The sequence below is a fragment of the Novosphingobium silvae genome, assembly GCF_009856825.1.
GTDB classification, from domain to species: Bacteria; Pseudomonadota; Alphaproteobacteria; order Sphingomonadales; family Sphingomonadaceae; genus Novosphingobium; species Novosphingobium silvae.
This window is the reverse complement of the sequence record NZ_WVTD01000008.1, coordinates 99709-115354: the sequence shown is the minus strand read 5'-3', so window position 1 is coordinate 115354 and position 15646 is coordinate 99709. Positions and strand designations below refer to the sequence as shown.

Below are 15646 nucleotides of genomic sequence, written 5' to 3'. Positions count from 1 at the left end.
GCGGCAATTTCGCCGAAGGTGCAGTGCGCGCAAAGGGAATTGATAAATTCGCCGCTTGACCCCTTTTCAAGCACTTAACCGCACTGGCCGACGCCAGTTGTCCAGCTTCCTGCCCCCTCGAAGACGCTGGAGTGCAGAAACTTGCACATTCCGCGAAGTGCGGTAAGGGGAGTCGCGTGATGCGATCCAGGCTTCTCCTCTGGCTTGCCGGCGCGCTGGCTCTGGCGCTGCTTGTCGCCTTTCTCGTCGGCCTGGCGGTACGCGGCACCGTTACTGCGCGCTTTGCCGAGCAGGCGGCCGCCGACGCACGCCTGCGGCAGGCGCTTCTCGAGAACGAGGTCGCGCGCTTCCGCCTTTTGCCCCTGGGCCTTCGCGACGACCGGGACCTTGTCGCCCTGATGGAACGCCGCCCCGGTGCGCAGGCGGTGATGAACGCGAAGCTGGAGCGTCTCTCGCGCGAGTTCGGCTCGCCGATCCTTTATGTCGTGCGAGGCGACGGGCTTACGCTGGCGGCAAGCAACTGGCGCGATCCGCGCAGCTTCATCGGCAAGGACTACAGCTTCCGTCCTTACTTCCGCGCCGCCATGCGGACCGGCGCCGGAGAGCAGTTCGCACTCGGCACCGTAAGCCACAGGCCCGGCCTGTTCTTCGCCCGGCGTGCCGCAGGCGGGAGCGTCGTCGTGATGAAGATGGAGTTCGACCGCGTGGAGACGCAGTGGCGCGAAGGGCGGGGCGAAACCTTCGTGACGGATCGGGACGGGGTCGTCCTCGTGACCAGCCGGCGCGATTGGCGCTACGCGGCGACGCGGCCGCTCAGCGCCGAGCGCCGCGCTGCCAAGCGCCGGACGATCGGTGTTCCGGCCCTGGGTCCGGCTCCATTCGAGTTGCGCGGCGGCGGCAGGATCAGGATGCCGGGCATCGCAGGCGACCACCTGCTCGCCTCGACATCGCCCGATGCGTCGGGATGGCGGGTCAATCTCGTGGTGGCGATGGGGGAGGTGAACGCGACTGTGCGCGCGGCGCAGCTGGGTGCGGCCTTGGCAACGCTTGCGCTGGCCGGGCTGGCGCTGTTCCTGCGCGAGCGCGGGCGGCAGCGCGCCGAACGGACGGCCCAGCTCGAGGCAGCCGTTGCCGGGCGCACGGCCGACCTGCGGCGCGAGATCGAGGAGCGCGCCGCTGCGGAGGAACATGCGGCGCAACTGCGCGAAGGGCTGCGGCAGGCGAACAGGCTGGCGACGCTCGGCCAGGTCACAGCCAGCGTCGCCCACGAGACGGCGCAGCCCGTCGCTGCGATCCGCAACTACGCCGCCACCTCGCGGCAGCTGCTGGACATGGGAGCGAGCGACGAGGTGCGCGCCAACCTTTCGGCGATCGATCGCCTTGCGGAGCGCATCGGCACCGTTACCGCCGAGTTGCGCGGCTTTGCCCGCAAGGGTGCACGCGCGGGCGGGCCGATCGCGCTGGACGAGGTCATCGACGGGGCCTGTCTCCTGCTGAAGGAGCGGCTTTCGCATGTCGTCTTCGAGCGACCGGCCATTCCTTCGCGACTGACCGTCTTTGGCGGTCGGGTGCGGTTGGAGCAGGTGCTCGTCAACGTGCTGCAGAACGCGCTCGAGGCGCTGGACGGCAGGCCGGACCCCCGACTTGCCATCACCCTTGAGGTTGACGGCGACATGGTGCGGCTGATCGTGGCCGACAACGGTCCGGGCATCTCGCCCGAGCTTGCGGGCCGCCTGTTCACGCCCTTTGCCACCAGCCGTCCTTCGGGCCTGGGCCTGGGTCTCGTCATCGCGAAGGACATCGCCGAGGATTTCGGCGGCAGTCTCAACCTCGTGCCCTCCGATGAGGGCGCATGCTTTGCGATCACGCTGCGGAGGGCTTCATGACCGGCGATGCGCGCCTGGTGGCGCTGGTGGAGGATGACGACGATCTGCGGGCTTCCACCGCACAGGTCCTGACGCTTGCGGGCTTCAACGTGGAGGCCTTCCCCGCCGCCGCCCCCGCGCTGGAGGCGATCGGCACCGAATGGCCCGGTATCGTCGTGACGGACGTGCGCATGCCGCACATGTCGGGCATCGAGCTGTTCCGCACCCTGCACGAGCGCGACGGCGACCTTCCGGTCATCCTCGTCACCGGGCACGGCGATGTCACCATGGCGGTGGACGCCCTGAAGGCGGGCGCGTGGGATTTCCTTACCAAGCCTTTCGACCCGCAGGCCCTCGTCGCCGCGGCCGACCGCGCGGCCATGGCGCGTGGTCTGGTCCTCGACAACCGGCGCCTGCGGGCCGAGGCGCAGGCGGAAGAGATGACGGGCCTGGTCGGGCAATCGCCCGCCATCCGGCGCCTGCGCGAGATGATCCCGGCGCTTGCCAATGCGGACATGGACCTGTTCATCGAAGGCGAGACCGGTACCGGCAAGGAGCTGTTCGCGCGCCTGATCCACCGGGCCGGAAAGCGCTCGCGCCAGCGCTTCCTCGCGATCTCCTGCGGTGCGTTGCCGGACGCGCTGGAGGATGGTCTGTTCGCCGCCGGGGGCGAAGGCAGCATCGCGGCGGCCAATCGGGGCACGTTGCTGCTCGACGATATCGATCAGGCGTCGCGCACATTGCAGGCCCGCCTGGTGCCGCTGGTGGAGGAAAGGGCGCTTCGCAGTTCCGGCGTGCGCGAGCCGATCCCGCTCGACCTTCGGATCATCGCGACAGGCGGGGCGGATGCCGATGGCGAGCTGTCCGAAAAGATCGCGCCCGGCCTTTTCTATCGCCTCGCCGCGCTGCGCCTGCGCATGCCACCGCTGCGCGAGCGGCGCGAGGACATCCCCGCCCTGTTCGCGCATCTGGCCGGTGCCGCAGCGGGACGGCTGCGCCAGCCCTCGCCCGAAATGACGGCATCGGTGCGCGATCATCTGTCCGGCCACGACTGGCCCGGCAACGTGCGCGAACTTGCGCATTATGCCGAACGCTTCGTGCTGGGCCTTGCCGATGCCGCGCCCGACCCGTCCCGTGAGGGCGACGCACCGGCCGAGACGCTGCCGCAGCGGCTGGACGCTTTCGAACGCGACGAGATCGTGGCCGCCGTGCTTGCCGCGAATGGCGAGATCGGCGCGGCGATCGCCCGCCTCGGCATCCCCCGCAAGACCTTCTACTACAAGGTGCACAAGCACGGGATCGACTTGCCGGCCCTCCGCAAGGGCGCACGCTGACCGACGGGAACGGCGCTTCCGCGCCGCGCCTCTAAACCGTCTCCGACTTCTGACCCCGTGCGGCGTCAGTTGCGGGTGAGGGTGGAGCCCAGCGCGCGGCGCCAGCCTTCCAGAAGGCCGCTGCGAACATCGGCATCCATCGCCGGCACATAGCGCCGATTGCTGGACCGGGTCGCTGCAAGGGCCGCCAGATCGGGCCAGATGCCCACCGCCAGCCCCGCCAGAAAGGCCGCGCCCAAAGCAGTCGTCTCCAGATGTTCGGGCCGCTCGACGGGAAGCTGCAGGATATCGGCCAGGAACTGGCACAGCCATTCGTTGGCCGCCATGCCCCCGTCGATGCAGACCGCATGGGGCGTGCTGCCACCGTCGGCCACCATCGCCTCGATGAGGTCCAGCGTCTGGTAGGCAACGGCCTCCAGCGCGGCGCGGGCAAGGTGGGCCGGTTCGGTGTCGAAGGTGAGGCCGGTGATCGTCCCGCGCGCTTCGGGGTCCCAGTGCGGCGCGCCAAGACCCACGAACGCCGGCACCATGTAGACGCCGTGGTTTCCTTCGATCCGGGTCGCCATGTCGTTCGTCTGGCTGGCATGGGTGATGATGCCGATGCCGTCCCGCAGCCATTTGATGGCCGCACCTGCGGCGAAGATCGACCCTTCCAGCGCGTAAGTCATGCGCCCGCCGATCCGGTATGCGGGAGTGGTCAGCAGGCCGTGATCGGATGCAACCGCTTCCTCGCCCGTGTTGAGCAGGATGAAGCACCCGGTGCCATATGTCGACTTGATCGTTCCGGGCGCGAAGCAGGCCTGCCCGAACAGCGCGGCCTGCTGGTCGCCCGCGATGCCGCCGATGGTGACGGGCGCGCCGAAGAGATCCGCCGTGGTTGTGCCGAACACGTGGCTGCTGTCATGGACCTGCGGCAGCATGCCCATCGGTACGCGCAGGAGAGCGCAGAGCTCCTCGTCCCATCGCTGGGCATGGATATCGTAGAGCAGCGTGCGCCCCGCATTGGTGACGTCCGTCGCGTGGACCGCGCCGCCCGTCAATCGCCACAACAGGAAGCTGTCGACCGTGCCGAATGCGAGTTCGCCGCGTTCGGCCTTTTCGCGGGCGCCTTCCACCTCGTCGAGGATCCAGGCGAGCTTGGTGCCGGAGAAATAAGGATCGAGCAGAAGGCCGGTCTTCCGGCGCACGAGCTCCTCGTGGCCCGCTTCGCGCAGGGCGGAGCAGGTCCTTGCGGTGCGGCGGTCCTGCCAGACGATGGCACGGTGCACGGGTTCGCCGGTCGTCTTGTCCCAGACGACGACCGTTTCGCGCTGGTTGGTGATGCCGATAGCGGCGAGATCGCCGGCGGCGAGGCCCGCCTGCTCGATCGCTTCCTTCACGGTCGCGAGCACGTCGCGCCATATATCCTCGGGATCGTGCTCCACCCACCCGTCGCGCGGATAATGCTGCGTGAACTCGCGCTGGGCAGTGGCGACCGGCTTGCCCTCGGCATCGAACACAATGCTGCGGGTGGACGTGGTGCCCTGATCGATTGCGAGGACATGCGAAGCTGCTGGCACTCTCGTCTCTCCCGTCCGTTCGACCACGTTGAAGTCGAGTGGCATGGTGGTCAGTTGACTCAATCGTTGAGATTGATGCTGGTAAGGCCAATCTACTACTCATATAGAGCATGAGGTCAATCTATGGCCGATGCCCAAGCAGCAAAAGGATGATCGATGTCCTCTCCCGCAACTCTCGCCCAATCCTCTCCTGCGGACGAGACCATCTATGATCTCCTGATCGTGGGAGGTGGCATCAATGGCGCAGGCATCGCACGCGATGCCGCCGGGCGGGGACTTTCCGTGCTGCTGGTGGAGAAGGAGGACCTGGCCCAGCATACCTCGTCTGCAAGCACCAAGCTCATCCATGGCGGCCTGCGCTACCTTGAATACGGCGAGTTCCGTCTGGTGCGCGAAGCGCTGATCGAGCGCGAGCGCCTGCTGGCGATGGCTCCTCACATCATCTGGCCGCTGTCGTTCGTGTTGCCACAGGTCAACAGCCCGCGTCCGGCCTGGCTCGTGCGGCTCGGGCTGTTCCTCTACGACAACCTGGGCGGCCGCAAGGTGCTACCGGCCACCCGGACCATCCCGCGTCTCGACCATGACGTCCGGGGCAACGGCCTGAAATCGGGAGCCGTGAAGGCCTTCGTCTATTCCGACTGCTGGGTGGAGGACAGCCGATTGGTGGCCCTCAACGCAATGGACGCAAGCGCCCGGGGAGCGGACATCCGCACCCGCACGCAGCTTGTCGGGGCACGCCGCGACGGCGGAACATGGACGGCCACTGTCACCGATGATCTCGGTGCGCGAGAGGTGCAGGCGCGCATCCTCGTCAATGCGGCAGGCCCTTGGGTGGGCGACGTGATCGGCCGCGTGCCCGATGCGCGCAGCGAGCGGGGCGTGCGCCTCATCAAGGGCAGCCACATCGTCCTGCCTCGCCTCTACGAAGGCGACCACGCATTCCTGCTGCAGAACCCCGACAAGCGCGTGGTCTTCGCGATTCCCTACCAGGGCGAATATACCCTGGTGGGCACCACCGACGAGGCGTGGAAGGAGACGCCCGGTGCCGCCAGCATTTCGGCGGAAGAGACGAGCTATCTCCTCGAAACTGTGCGTCGCTACTTCACCAGGCCGGTCTCGCAGGCCGATCTCGTTTGGAGCTATGCAGGCATCCGTCCCCTTTACGACGACCGCGCAAGCAGTGCCTCGGCAGTTACGCGCGACTATGTGCTGGACCTTGATGCAGAGGACGGCGCCGCGCCGATGCTCAACATCTTCGGCGGCAAGATCACGACGTACCGCAAGCTTGCCGAACACGCGATGGAGAAGCTGGCAGCGTTCCTGCCGACAGACAAGGGCGCATGGACGGCAGGTGCGACCTTGCCGGGCGGCGACATGCCCGGCGGCGACTTCGAGCGGTTCCTCGCCTCATTGACCGACACTTACGCGCAGTTGCCCCCGCGTCTGCTGCGCCGGCTTGCCCGAGCCTACGGCACCCGGGCATCGAAGATTCTCGACGGCGCCACCGATCCTTCAAGCCTGGGCCGGAACTTCGGAGGCGATCTTTACGCGGCCGAAGTCGATTACCTCGCCGATCACGAATGGGCGCGCAGCGGAAGGGACATCCTGTTCCGGCGCTCCAAGCTAGGGCTTCACCTGGGCGGCGAAGTGGAAGCCCAGCTCGATGCGTATCTTTCCGCAAGGTGAGCAGTCCAATGTGGTCAGTCCACTATGGACAAGCGGCTGCTGGCTGACTAACGAGAAGGGAATACCGGGAGAGAAGAGCATGACGGCAGGCGCAGGGAGCGCGGTGGGCGCGCATCGGCAACCCTCAGGGCACCGGCAGCGGATCGGAGGCCGTGCATGAGGACGGTGCGCAACCTGCGCTGGTGGATCGTCGGGCTCATCTGCCTTGGCACGATCCTCAACTACCTCGCGCGCAACTCGCTCGGAGCGCTTGCCCCTGAACTGACCAGGGTGCTCGATATCTCCACGCAGGAATACAGCTACATCGTCGGTGCGTTCCAGCTCGCCTACACGCTCATGCAGCCGGTGTGCGGCTGGATCGTCGACCGGCTGGGGCTTCAGATCGGCTTCGCGGTCTTCGCCGCCGCCTGGTCGCTCGCCAACATGGCCCATGCCTTTGCGGGGGGCTGGATGGGCCTCGCCTTTTTCCGCGGCCTCCTCGGCATGAGCGAGGCCGCCGCGATCCCTTCGGGGATGAAGGCCATCGCCGAGTGGTTCCCGGCGCGCGAACGCTCGGTCGCCACCGGCTGGTTCAACGCGGGCACCTCGCTTGGCGCGCTCATCGCGCCGCCGCTGGTGATCGCTGTCTCGCTCGCGGCCGACTGGCGGGCGGCGTTCCTCGTGACCGGCGGAGTGGGCCTGTTCTGGGCCTATGGATGGTACCGGCTATACCGGTCGCCTGCGAAGCACCCGGCAATCTCGGCCGAGGAACTGGCCTATATCTCGCATGACCGCCCGGTCGTCCCGGCACGCCGCGCTTCCGCCCGGGAGATCGTGTCGAGCCCGCGTTTCTGGGCCATCGCCATTCCGCGCTTCCTGGCCGAGCCCGCCTGGCAGACGTTCAGCTTCTGGATCCCCCTCTATCTCGCCAACGAGCGAGGCATGGACATCAAGCAGATCGCCATGTTCGCATGGCTGCCGTTCCTTGCGGCAGACCTTGGCGGAGTGCTGGGCGGCTACCTTTCGCCGTTCTTCATGAACCGGTTCGGGATGCAGCTGATCTCCTCGCGCGTGCTGGCGATCAGCCTTGCGGCCGTGCTGATGATCGCGCCCGGCTTCATCGGCCTTGCGGGCGATCCCTATCTTGCCATCGCGCTCTTCTGCATCGGCGGCTTTGCGCACCAGATCATCTCGGTGCTCATCAACACGCTGAGCGCCGATGTCTTCTCGCCCGAGGAAGTGGGCACCGCCAACGGCTTCGTCGGCCAGGCGGGATGGCTGGGCGGATTGCTGTTCTCGCTCCTGATCGGGCAACTGGCGGACACCGTGGGCTACGCGCCCCTGTTCGCCTGCCTTTCCGTTTTCGACCTTATCGGCGCGGCCGTGCTGATCGTCATGATGGGCCGCCTGCGCCCCGCCGTCTCGGAGTAAGTCCCATGCGTCACGCAACCCTGTCCCGCCCGCCGCTGTTCCATGTCGCCGAGCGGGCGACTGGGCGGGTCACCCTTGCCAGCGACACGATGGCGACGGCGCACATCTTCGTGCTCGAGGAAGACGTCGTGCGCCTCCTGCTGCTTCCCGAAGGCACGGTGAAGGGCCCGCCGAGCTGGGCCATCGCGCCCGGTGCCGAGGACGTGGCCGAGCCCGGGCGTGACCGCATGAGCGTGGAAGGGTTCTCCTGCCCCGACTGCCTCGTCACCGAGGGCGGCGGACAGGTCGTGGTGGAGACCGCGCGTATCCGGCTCACCATCGCGCTCGAAGGCTTCCACTGCCGCTGGGAGCAGCGCGACGGCGAGGCATGGCGCACGATGATGACCGATCGGCCCACGCAGAGCTACGACTTCGGCTGGTGGGACGGACGCGTCCACCACCATGTGGCCCGCCCGGCGGGAGAGCGCTACTATGGGCTTGGCGAGAAATCGGGCGAGATGAACCGCGCCGGCCGGCGGTTCCGCTTCACCAACCTCGACCCGATGGGCTACGATGCCGAGAGCTCCGATCCCCTGTACAAGGCGATCCCCTATATCCTCGTCGCCGATGCGCAGAATGCCTGCCACGGGGCCTTCTACGACATCATGGGCGAAGTCACCGTCGACCTCGGCCAGGAACTCGACAACTACCATGGGCACTTCCGCTCGATGGTGGCCGAAAGCGGTGACCTCGACCTCTACATGATCGCCGGGCCGGACGCGCTGTCCGTCACGCGCCGGTTCACCTGGCTGACGGGTCAGCCTGCGCTCATGCCGCGCTGGTCCCTCGGTTATTCCGGCTCGACCATGACCTACACCGACGCACCGGATGCGCAGGCGCGCATGCAGGACTTCGTCGACAAGCTGGAGCAGCACGATATCGGCTGCACATCGTTCCATCTCTCCTCGGGTTACACCTCGATCGGGCCCAAGCGCTACGTCTTCAACTGGAACCGCGACAAGTTCCCCGACCCGGCCGCGTTCGTCGCCGGCTACCGCTCCGCCGGGATCGAACTGGTCCCCAACATCAAGCCCGCGTTCCTGCGCGACCACCCGCGCTTCGGCGAACTGGCCGAAGCTGGACTGATGGTGAGCGATGAGGAAGGGCGGCCGACGGAGGTGCAGTTCTGGGACGAGGTGGGCGCCTTCATCGACTTCACCAAGCCGAAAGCCGCCGCATGGTGGCGCGCGCAGGTGAAGGCGGCGCTCCTGGATTACGGTATCCGCTCCACGTGGAACGACAACAACGAATACGGCGTGTGGGACGCACGGGCACGATTCGACTTCTTCGGCAGCCCGCGTCCTGCAAGCGAGGCGCGGCCTTTGCAGTCGTTGCTGATGATGCGCGCCTCCCGCCGTGCGCAGATGGAGAATGAGCCCGGGCAACGCCCCTATGTGGTCAGCCGGTCCGGCATGGCCGGTCTCCAGCGCTACGCGCAGACCTGGACCGGAGACAATCGGACCGACTGGAAGACCATCCGCTACAATGCCCGCATGGCGCTGGGCCTTGCCTTGTCGGGCGTGTCGAACAGCGGGCACGATGTAGGCGGGTTCGCCGGGCGCAAGCCTGAGCCGGAACTGTTCCTGCGCTGGGTGCAGGCGGGCGTGCTGATGCCGCGCTTCTCCATCCACAGCTGGAACGATGACGCGAGCGTCAACGAGCCGTGGATGTATCCCGCGCATCTTCCCGCCATCCATCGGCTCATGGCGCTGCGCCAGAAGCTGATTCCCTATCTCGCGGACCTGCTGTGGCGCTACCACCACGACTACGAGCCCGTCGAGCGGCCTCTCTGGCTCGACTTCCCTGAGGACGAGGCCAGCTGGGCTGATGGCGATGCCTATCTCCTTGGCAGCGGCCTCATGGTCCTGCTCGCCTGCGATCCGGGGGTGGAGAGCGTGTCCACCCGCCTTCCGCAAGGCGCCGACTGGATCGACCCCTGGACCGGGGATCGCCACCGGGGCGGCAGCGACGTCGTCCTTGCGGCCCCGCTCGACGGATTGCCGCCTGTCCTGGCCCGCGTCGGCAGCGCAATCCCGGTGGACCTTGCCCAAGGGGGAGTGCGACCGCAGCCCTTCGCGCGCGGTCTCTGGCTGTTTCCACCAGCGGGTGAAGGCGAGTTCGACTGGTCGTTCCATGAAGACGACGGCGCAACCGACAAGCCTGCCGCGCGGTGGAGCGGCACCTGCCGCTCGGATGCCGAAGCCGTTGAGGTAACGGTCGGTTGCGATGCGCCCGGCACCTTCGGCGATGGCGAGATCACCATCGTCCTGCCGCTGGGTGACCGGCGTGAAATCTCCGTCTCCGGCAGGAGCTTCGACGCGCTCGAAGTGGAGGGGCGCCGCGCCGCGCGGGCGAAGGTGGCCTGACCAGCCTGCGACGTTGATGTGAATGCCAGAGCGCTAGCCATTCTAGTGGTTAGCGCTCCCAACATCACGTTTTTTAGACGGCGGCTGCTGCTCGGCTAAATGTCACTATTGGGCAAACATTTCCGTTGCTATTGGTAAGGTCAGTTGATAATCCTCTTCTCAACGGCTGACACAGCCTCCGAAGGATCGCCTTCGTGAACAGTAGGGGAGGGCACGCAATGAAACTCTGGCATTACCTTTGCGCCACAACCATCATCGCCGGTTCGGCAGCCATGGCCTTGCCGGCGCTCGCGCAGGACGTTGCAGATGCGGCTCCCGATGCAGCTTCGGGTGCGGACATCGGCGGCGACATCATCGTGACCGCGAACAAGCGCTCGCAAAGCGTGCAGGATGTGCCGCTTGCGGTCTCGGTCGTCGCTCCTGCGCAGCTCGCGGCTTCGGGCGTCAACGAATTCCAGGACATCTACAAGGTCTCGCCCTCGATCCGGATCAGTCCGGCGCAGCAGCCGCAGAATGCCAACATCGCGATGCGCGGCGTCGGCACGCTGGCTTTCAGCATCGGCGTGGAGCCGAGCGTGGCCGTCCTGATCGACGAAGTGCCGCTCGCCTTCCAGGCGCGAGCCTTCACCGACCTGCCCGACATCGAGCGGCTCGAGGTCCTGCGCGGCCCGCAGAGCACGCTTTACGGCAAGTCGGCCTCCGCCGGCCTCATCAACCTGATCACCCGTGGCCCAAGCGATACCTTCGAAGCGAAGGTCAACGGCAAGGTGACCACGGACGAGGAATACAACGGCAGCTTCAGCGTATCGGGGCCCATTTCCCAGACGCTGGGCTACATCCTCTCGGGCAGCTACTCGACGTGGAACGGCAACGTCCGCAACGTCGTCCTCGACAAGGACGTGGCCAGCCGCGAGGCCGTGAGCGTACGCGGCAAGCTGCGCTGGGAGCCGACGACGGACATCGCGATCACGCTCGCCGGCAACTACAACGATGGCTCGACCCATTCGGGCCTGCCGTTCGTGCGGATGGACCCTACCGCGCTGCTGCTCAACACGCCTGGCCTGACCAATGACGTGACGTTCCCCGGCGTGGAGCTTGGGCCGGACAACCAGAAGGTCGTCGACAACGTCGATTCGGGCACCGATTACCACGGCGGGGGCGGATACCTGCGCGGTGAGTTCGGCCTTGGCGACATGAACCTGATCTCGATCACGTCGTACGACCGCTTCAAGCTCAACGACTTCACCGACCAGGATCACACCGCCGCTCCGTCGCCGCTCGGAAACAACATCGAGCGCGGGACCTTCAATTCGGAAATGGTGACGCAGGAAGTGCGCCTGCAGAGCCCTGCTGAGAAGCCTTTCAGCTACACCGTGGGCGTCTACTACGCGAACACCAAGTTCAACCGCCCGTTCCAGCGCGGCCCGGCATTCTCGCTCGCGCAGTGGTACGCCACGGCGAAGTCCCGCCAGATTGCCGCCTTCGCGCAGGCCGACTGGAAGATCCTGCCCGAACTGATCCTGACCGGCGGCGCGCGCCTGCAGAACGAGAAGGTTTCGTACTCCTTCCTCGATATCCAGAACGGCAACGCCTACTTCAGCGGCAACGCTTCCGATACGGCCGACACCTACAAGGCGAGCCTGCGCTACGAGATCACGCCGGACATCAGCGTGTTCGGTACTTTCGCGACCGGCTACAAGGGCCAGACCTACGACCTGTCGACCGGTTTCAACGCCGCGCGCGCCGCAGCGGGCCCGGTCAAGCCGGAGACCTCGACCGACTGGGAGCTTGGCCTGCGAAGCCAGTTCCTCGACCGGGCGCTGACCGTGAACGTCACGCTGTTCGACACCAAGTACAAGAACCTGCAGGCACAGTCGATCGAGACCGTGGGCGGGACGCAGTTCTTCCGCCTCACCAACGTGGGCGGCCTGCATACGCGTGGTGTCGAGGTCGACGTGATGGCCCGTCCTATCGACGATCTGAGCCTGAGCGGCTCGGTGGCCTATCTCGACGCGTGGTACTCCTCATTCCCGAACGCGCAGTGCTATATCGGGCAGACGGCGGCGCAGGGCTGCGTCGGCACCCCGGCGCGTCAGGACCTGACGGGTGCGAGCCTGCCCGCGCCTGACTGGAACGTGCAGGGCAACGCGGATTACTCGCCCTCGCTCACGGACGACCTGCGCGGCATCCTGCAGGCGAACTTCCAGTACCAGAGCGCAAGCCAGGAAGCCGATCCGCGCATCCGCCAGTCGGGCTTCACCGTCGTCAACCTGGGCATCGGCGTGCGCGCCGAGGACAACGCCTGGGAAGTCGTCGCCTTCGTCAACAATCTGTTCGACGAACAGTACTATGCATCGCTTACCAATCGAGGAAACCTCTTCGGAAACAAGGTCGCTATCGAAGCGATCCTCCCGCGCGACTTCCGCCGTTATGGCGGTGTCCGGTTCGGCCTGAATTTCTGAGGAGGGATCGGGAGTGCGCGCTCCCGATCGTAACCGGGGCACGGGCGTCCTCCCGCCCGTGCCTCATCCCCTTGCAAGGAGTTGATCCGGCCATGTCGAAGGTTCCGCTCCCGCTGCTTCTTCTCGCCGCCGCGCCGCTGCTTCTTGCGGGGGCGATGCAGCAAGCTCCGGCAATTCCCCCGCCGGATGGCCCTGAACTCGCCGCCCTCGGGTCGCATCCGATCGGCGTCACGACGCTTAAGATCGTGCAGAAGGGTCAATTCGATCCGCTGCAGGGCAAGGACCGTCCGGCGTCGGTCGACCGTCGCCTGGATCTGACGGTCTGGTATCCCGCCGAAGCCGAAGGGCCTGGCACGAGCTATCGAACCGCTCTTCCCGGCGAGGACGGGCGCGACGTTCCTTTCACGGTTCCCGGTGTGGCCACGCGGGATGGCCGGGCCGCAAAGGGGCGCTTCCCCCTCGTCATTCTTGCGCATGGTTACAGCAACACGCCCGAGGTCCTCTCCTGGCTGGGGGAGAACCTTGCGAGCAAGGGCTATCTCGTCGTTGCGCCCGCTTTCCGAGATCCGCCGATCAACATCCGCACTGCCGCCGCGCGCGCGGCGCCGCTCTCCCGCCGTCCGCTCGACATCGCCTTCGTGGCTGCCGAGGCGGGCCGGCGCGCAGAGCGGCGCGAGGGCATCTTCGCCGCGGCAGACGTGAGCCGTACCGTGCTCATCGGTTATTCCATGGGGGGATACGGCGTGCTCACGGCGGCAGGTGCTGCGCTGGACCCGTCGATGGCAGGCGCCACCCGCGACATCCTGAAACCCTATGTCAGCGGCGCGCCACGCGCGGGCGAACTCAAGGTCCGGAACCTCAAGGCGGTCGTCGCGATCGCACCGGCTGGCGGCGCGCAGAACCTCAGGGTGTGGACGGACAGGAGCGTGTCGGATATCGCGGCGCCCACGCTCTACATCGCCGGGAGCCAGGACAGAGTCGTAGGCTATGATCCGGGCGTGCGCTCGCTGTTCGAAAAGCAGGCCCGTGCGCCGCGCTACCTGCTGACATTTCGCGAAGCCGGTCACAGCCTTGCCCTTGTGGGCGCGCCGCCGGAAGCGCGATCGAGGTTCTGGGATTTCGAATGGTTCGAGGACGCGGTATGGCGCAAGGACCGGCTCATCGCCGTGCAATCCCACTTCATCACCGCCTTCCTCGACCGCTACGTCAAGGGGGAGGGCGCCAAAAGCGCCTACCTGGACGGTCTGGTCGTCAACTCGAACGAGGGCACCTGGCCCGAGGCGCCGGGCGGACGCCACGCAGGGTTCAGCCCCGGCGCTCCGGAAGCGAGCCTCTGGAAGGGCTTCCAGCCCAACAAGGCGGCGGGCATGTCGCTGGAGTTCAGGCCTGGGTCTTGAAGATTGGCATCAATCGGGAGTTGTGAATGCGAAAGTCGATGATGATCCCCGCAGCGCTTGCCGTGATGGCTTCGGTTTCGGCTGCCGCCAACGCGCAGGAACCCGTGGCCCGGCCGCTCGCGACGGTCGAAGGCGGCACGGTGGCGGGCATCGACGCGGACGGGATAACCGCGTTCAAGGGCATTCCCTTTGCGGCCCCGCCAGTGGGTGAACTGCGCTGGCGTGCGCCGCAGTCGGCGGCGGCGTGGAGCGGCGTGCGGGACGGCGCGGCTTACGGCCACGACTGCATGCAGAACTATAGCGCGGTTCCCCTGCCGCCGGGTTCCGCACCGGCGGAAGACTGCCTCTACCTCAACGTCTGGCGTCCCTCGGGCGAGGCGAAGAAGCTGCCGGTCCTCGTCTGGATCTATGGCGGCGGTTTCGTCAACGGTTCTGCCTCGCGCCTGATCTACACCGGCACCCGTCTCGCGCAGCAGGGGGTGATGGTCGTCAGCTTCAACTATCGCCTCGGCCGCTTCGGCACTTTCGCCCACCCGGCGCTGACGAGGGCGAAGGAGGACGGCGGCCGCCTGGCGAACTACGGCTACATGGACCAGATCGCGGCCATGGAGTGGATCAAGCGCAATGTCGCGGCATTTGGCGGCGACCCGTCGAACATCACCATCATGGGCGAAAGCGCGGGCGGCATGTCGGTCCACAACCTCATGACCTCGCCGATGACGCAAGGCCGCGATCTGTTCCACCGCGCGGTTGTCATGTCCGGCGGCAGCGGCTCTGCAATCAGGGCCGAGACGCTGAAGGACGCCGAGGCGATCGGCGCCGCCTTCGGCAAGGCGCAGGGCATCTCGCCCGGTGACCCGCAGGCGGGTGCGAAGCTGAGGGCGATCCCCGCCAAGGAAGTCACCGGCGATATCAAGCTGGGAACCGTGCTTGTGGGCGGTCCGCGCACTTTCAGCAGCCCGTTTCCGCACGGCGACGTCGCTGTCGATGCAGGGGCCGCCTACCGCTCGGCAAGCTTCGCGAAGGTTCCGGTCATGATCGGCGCGACCAGCGGCGACCTTGGCGGGCGCGACGGCATGATGATCAAGGGTGCGCGGGACGTTGCCGGCAATATCGCGGCTGCGGGAGTTCCGACCTGGTACTATCGCTTTTCCTACGTCTCGGACGCGGCCGCCACGCCCAAGAGCGATGGCGCGATCCACGCCGACGATCTTCCGTATTTCTTCGATACCGTCGACATCAAGTATGGGGCCGCGACCATGCCGGCCGACCAGCAGATGGGCCGCACGATTGCGACATACGTCGCCAACTTCGTGAAGACCGGCGATCCCAACGGGAAAACAGTGCCGCAATGGCCGCGCTACGCCGGGGCTGGTGGGCAGATGATGGACTTCTCCCTCGATGGCGCAGCCAGGCTTGGCCCCGATCCCTGGGCCCAGGGGCGCTGAACGGCGAACGACGCATTCCCCTGCTGACGGCAGAAACCTTGCCGGGCGGTCATCACCGCCCGGCATCTTTCTTGCGCATT

Annotated in this window: 9 protein-coding genes; 8 read left to right on the top strand and 1 reads right to left on the bottom strand. The window is 66.7% G+C overall.

Going from position 1 to position 15646, the window contains the following annotated elements:
• Positions 1 to 179 precede the first annotated feature (179 nt).
• Together GR702_RS12235 and GR702_RS12230 are read left to right on the top strand one after the other, a co-directional pair.
• Positions 180 to 1886: a sensor histidine kinase gene (locus GR702_RS12235; protein WP_160986176.1), complete on the top strand. Its 1707-nt coding sequence runs from the start codon at positions 180 to 182 to the stop codon at positions 1884 to 1886.
• Entirely contained in the window at positions 1883 to 3199 is a 1317-nt protein-coding gene (locus GR702_RS12230; RefSeq protein ID WP_160986175.1) for a sigma-54-dependent transcriptional regulator, read from the top strand. The genes GR702_RS12235 and GR702_RS12230 overlap by 4 nt, the downstream gene beginning before the upstream one ends.
• 65 nt (positions 3200 to 3264) lie before the next feature.
• Here GR702_RS12230 and glpK read toward each other — a convergent pair whose 3' ends face one another.
• Positions 3265 to 4803, bottom strand: a complete 1539-nt coding sequence (gene glpK / locus GR702_RS12225; RefSeq protein WP_160986174.1) for a glycerol kinase GlpK — start codon at positions 4801 to 4803, stop codon at positions 3265 to 3267.
• A 111-nt stretch (positions 4804 to 4914) separates the two neighbouring features.
• On the opposite strand from glpK, the gene GR702_RS12220 reads away from it, so the two are divergent.
• The 6 genes from GR702_RS12220 to GR702_RS12195 all read left to right on the top strand — a co-directional run bounded on the left by GR702_RS12220 (position 4915) and on the right by GR702_RS12195 (position 15566).
• Positions 4915 to 6444 carry a glycerol-3-phosphate dehydrogenase gene (locus GR702_RS12220; protein WP_160986173.1) on the top strand — a complete coding sequence of 510 codons (1530 nt, stop codon included), beginning with the start codon at positions 4915 to 4917 and terminating at the stop codon, positions 6442 to 6444.
• Between the two features lie 156 nt (positions 6445 to 6600).
• A complete protein-coding gene (locus GR702_RS12215) occupies positions 6601 to 7854 on the top strand; it encodes an MFS transporter (protein WP_160986172.1) in 1254 nt (417 codons plus the stop codon).
• A gap of 5 nt (positions 7855 to 7859) precedes the next feature.
• Positions 7860 to 10259, top strand: coding sequence for a glycoside hydrolase family 31 protein (locus tag GR702_RS12210; protein ID WP_160986171.1), 2400 nt, complete (start codon positions 7860 to 7862; stop codon positions 10257 to 10259).
• Positions 10260 to 10477: 218 nt separating this feature from the next.
• Complete coding sequence (locus tag GR702_RS12205) at positions 10478 to 12721, top strand: TonB-dependent receptor (RefSeq protein WP_160986170.1); 2244 nt, start codon at positions 10478 to 10480, stop codon at positions 12719 to 12721.
• Positions 12722 to 12813: 92 nt separating this feature from the next.
• Positions 12814 to 14118 (top strand): alpha/beta hydrolase family protein, encoded by a 1305-nt coding sequence (locus tag GR702_RS12200; RefSeq protein ID WP_160986169.1) that lies wholly within the window; start codon positions 12814 to 12816, stop codon positions 14116 to 14118.
• Positions 14119 to 14144: 26 nt separating this feature from the next.
• On the top strand, positions 14145 to 15566 hold the full coding sequence (locus GR702_RS12195) for a carboxylesterase/lipase family protein (RefSeq protein WP_160986168.1): 1422 nt from the start codon (positions 14145 to 14147) through the stop codon (positions 15564 to 15566).
• The last annotated feature ends 80 nt before the right edge of the window (positions 15567 to 15646 follow it).

What these genes read in the sequence shown, in the direction of transcription:
- GR702_RS12235 (WP_160986176.1), top strand. Translation starts at nt 180, where the DNA reads ATGCGATCCAGGCTTCTCCTCTGGCTTGCCGGCGCGCTGGCTCTGGCG.
- GR702_RS12230 (WP_160986175.1), top strand. Translation starts at nt 1,883, where the DNA reads ATGACCGGCGATGCGCGCCTGGTGGCGCTGGTGGAGGATGACGACGAT.
- glpK (WP_160986174.1), bottom strand. Translation starts at nt 4,803, where the DNA reads ATGCCACTCGACTTCAACGTGGTCGAACGGACGGGAGAGACGAGAGTG.
- GR702_RS12220 (WP_160986173.1), top strand. Translation starts at nt 4,915, where the DNA reads ATGTCCTCTCCCGCAACTCTCGCCCAATCCTCTCCTGCGGACGAGACC.
- GR702_RS12215 (WP_160986172.1), top strand. Translation starts at nt 6,601, where the DNA reads ATGAGGACGGTGCGCAACCTGCGCTGGTGGATCGTCGGGCTCATCTGC.
- GR702_RS12210 (WP_160986171.1), top strand. Translation starts at nt 7,860, where the DNA reads ATGCGTCACGCAACCCTGTCCCGCCCGCCGCTGTTCCATGTCGCCGAG.
- GR702_RS12205 (WP_160986170.1), top strand. Translation starts at nt 10,478, where the DNA reads ATGAAACTCTGGCATTACCTTTGCGCCACAACCATCATCGCCGGTTCG.
- GR702_RS12200 (WP_160986169.1), top strand. Translation starts at nt 12,814, where the DNA reads ATGTCGAAGGTTCCGCTCCCGCTGCTTCTTCTCGCCGCCGCGCCGCTG.
- GR702_RS12195 (WP_160986168.1), top strand. Translation starts at nt 14,145, where the DNA reads ATGCGAAAGTCGATGATGATCCCCGCAGCGCTTGCCGTGATGGCTTCG.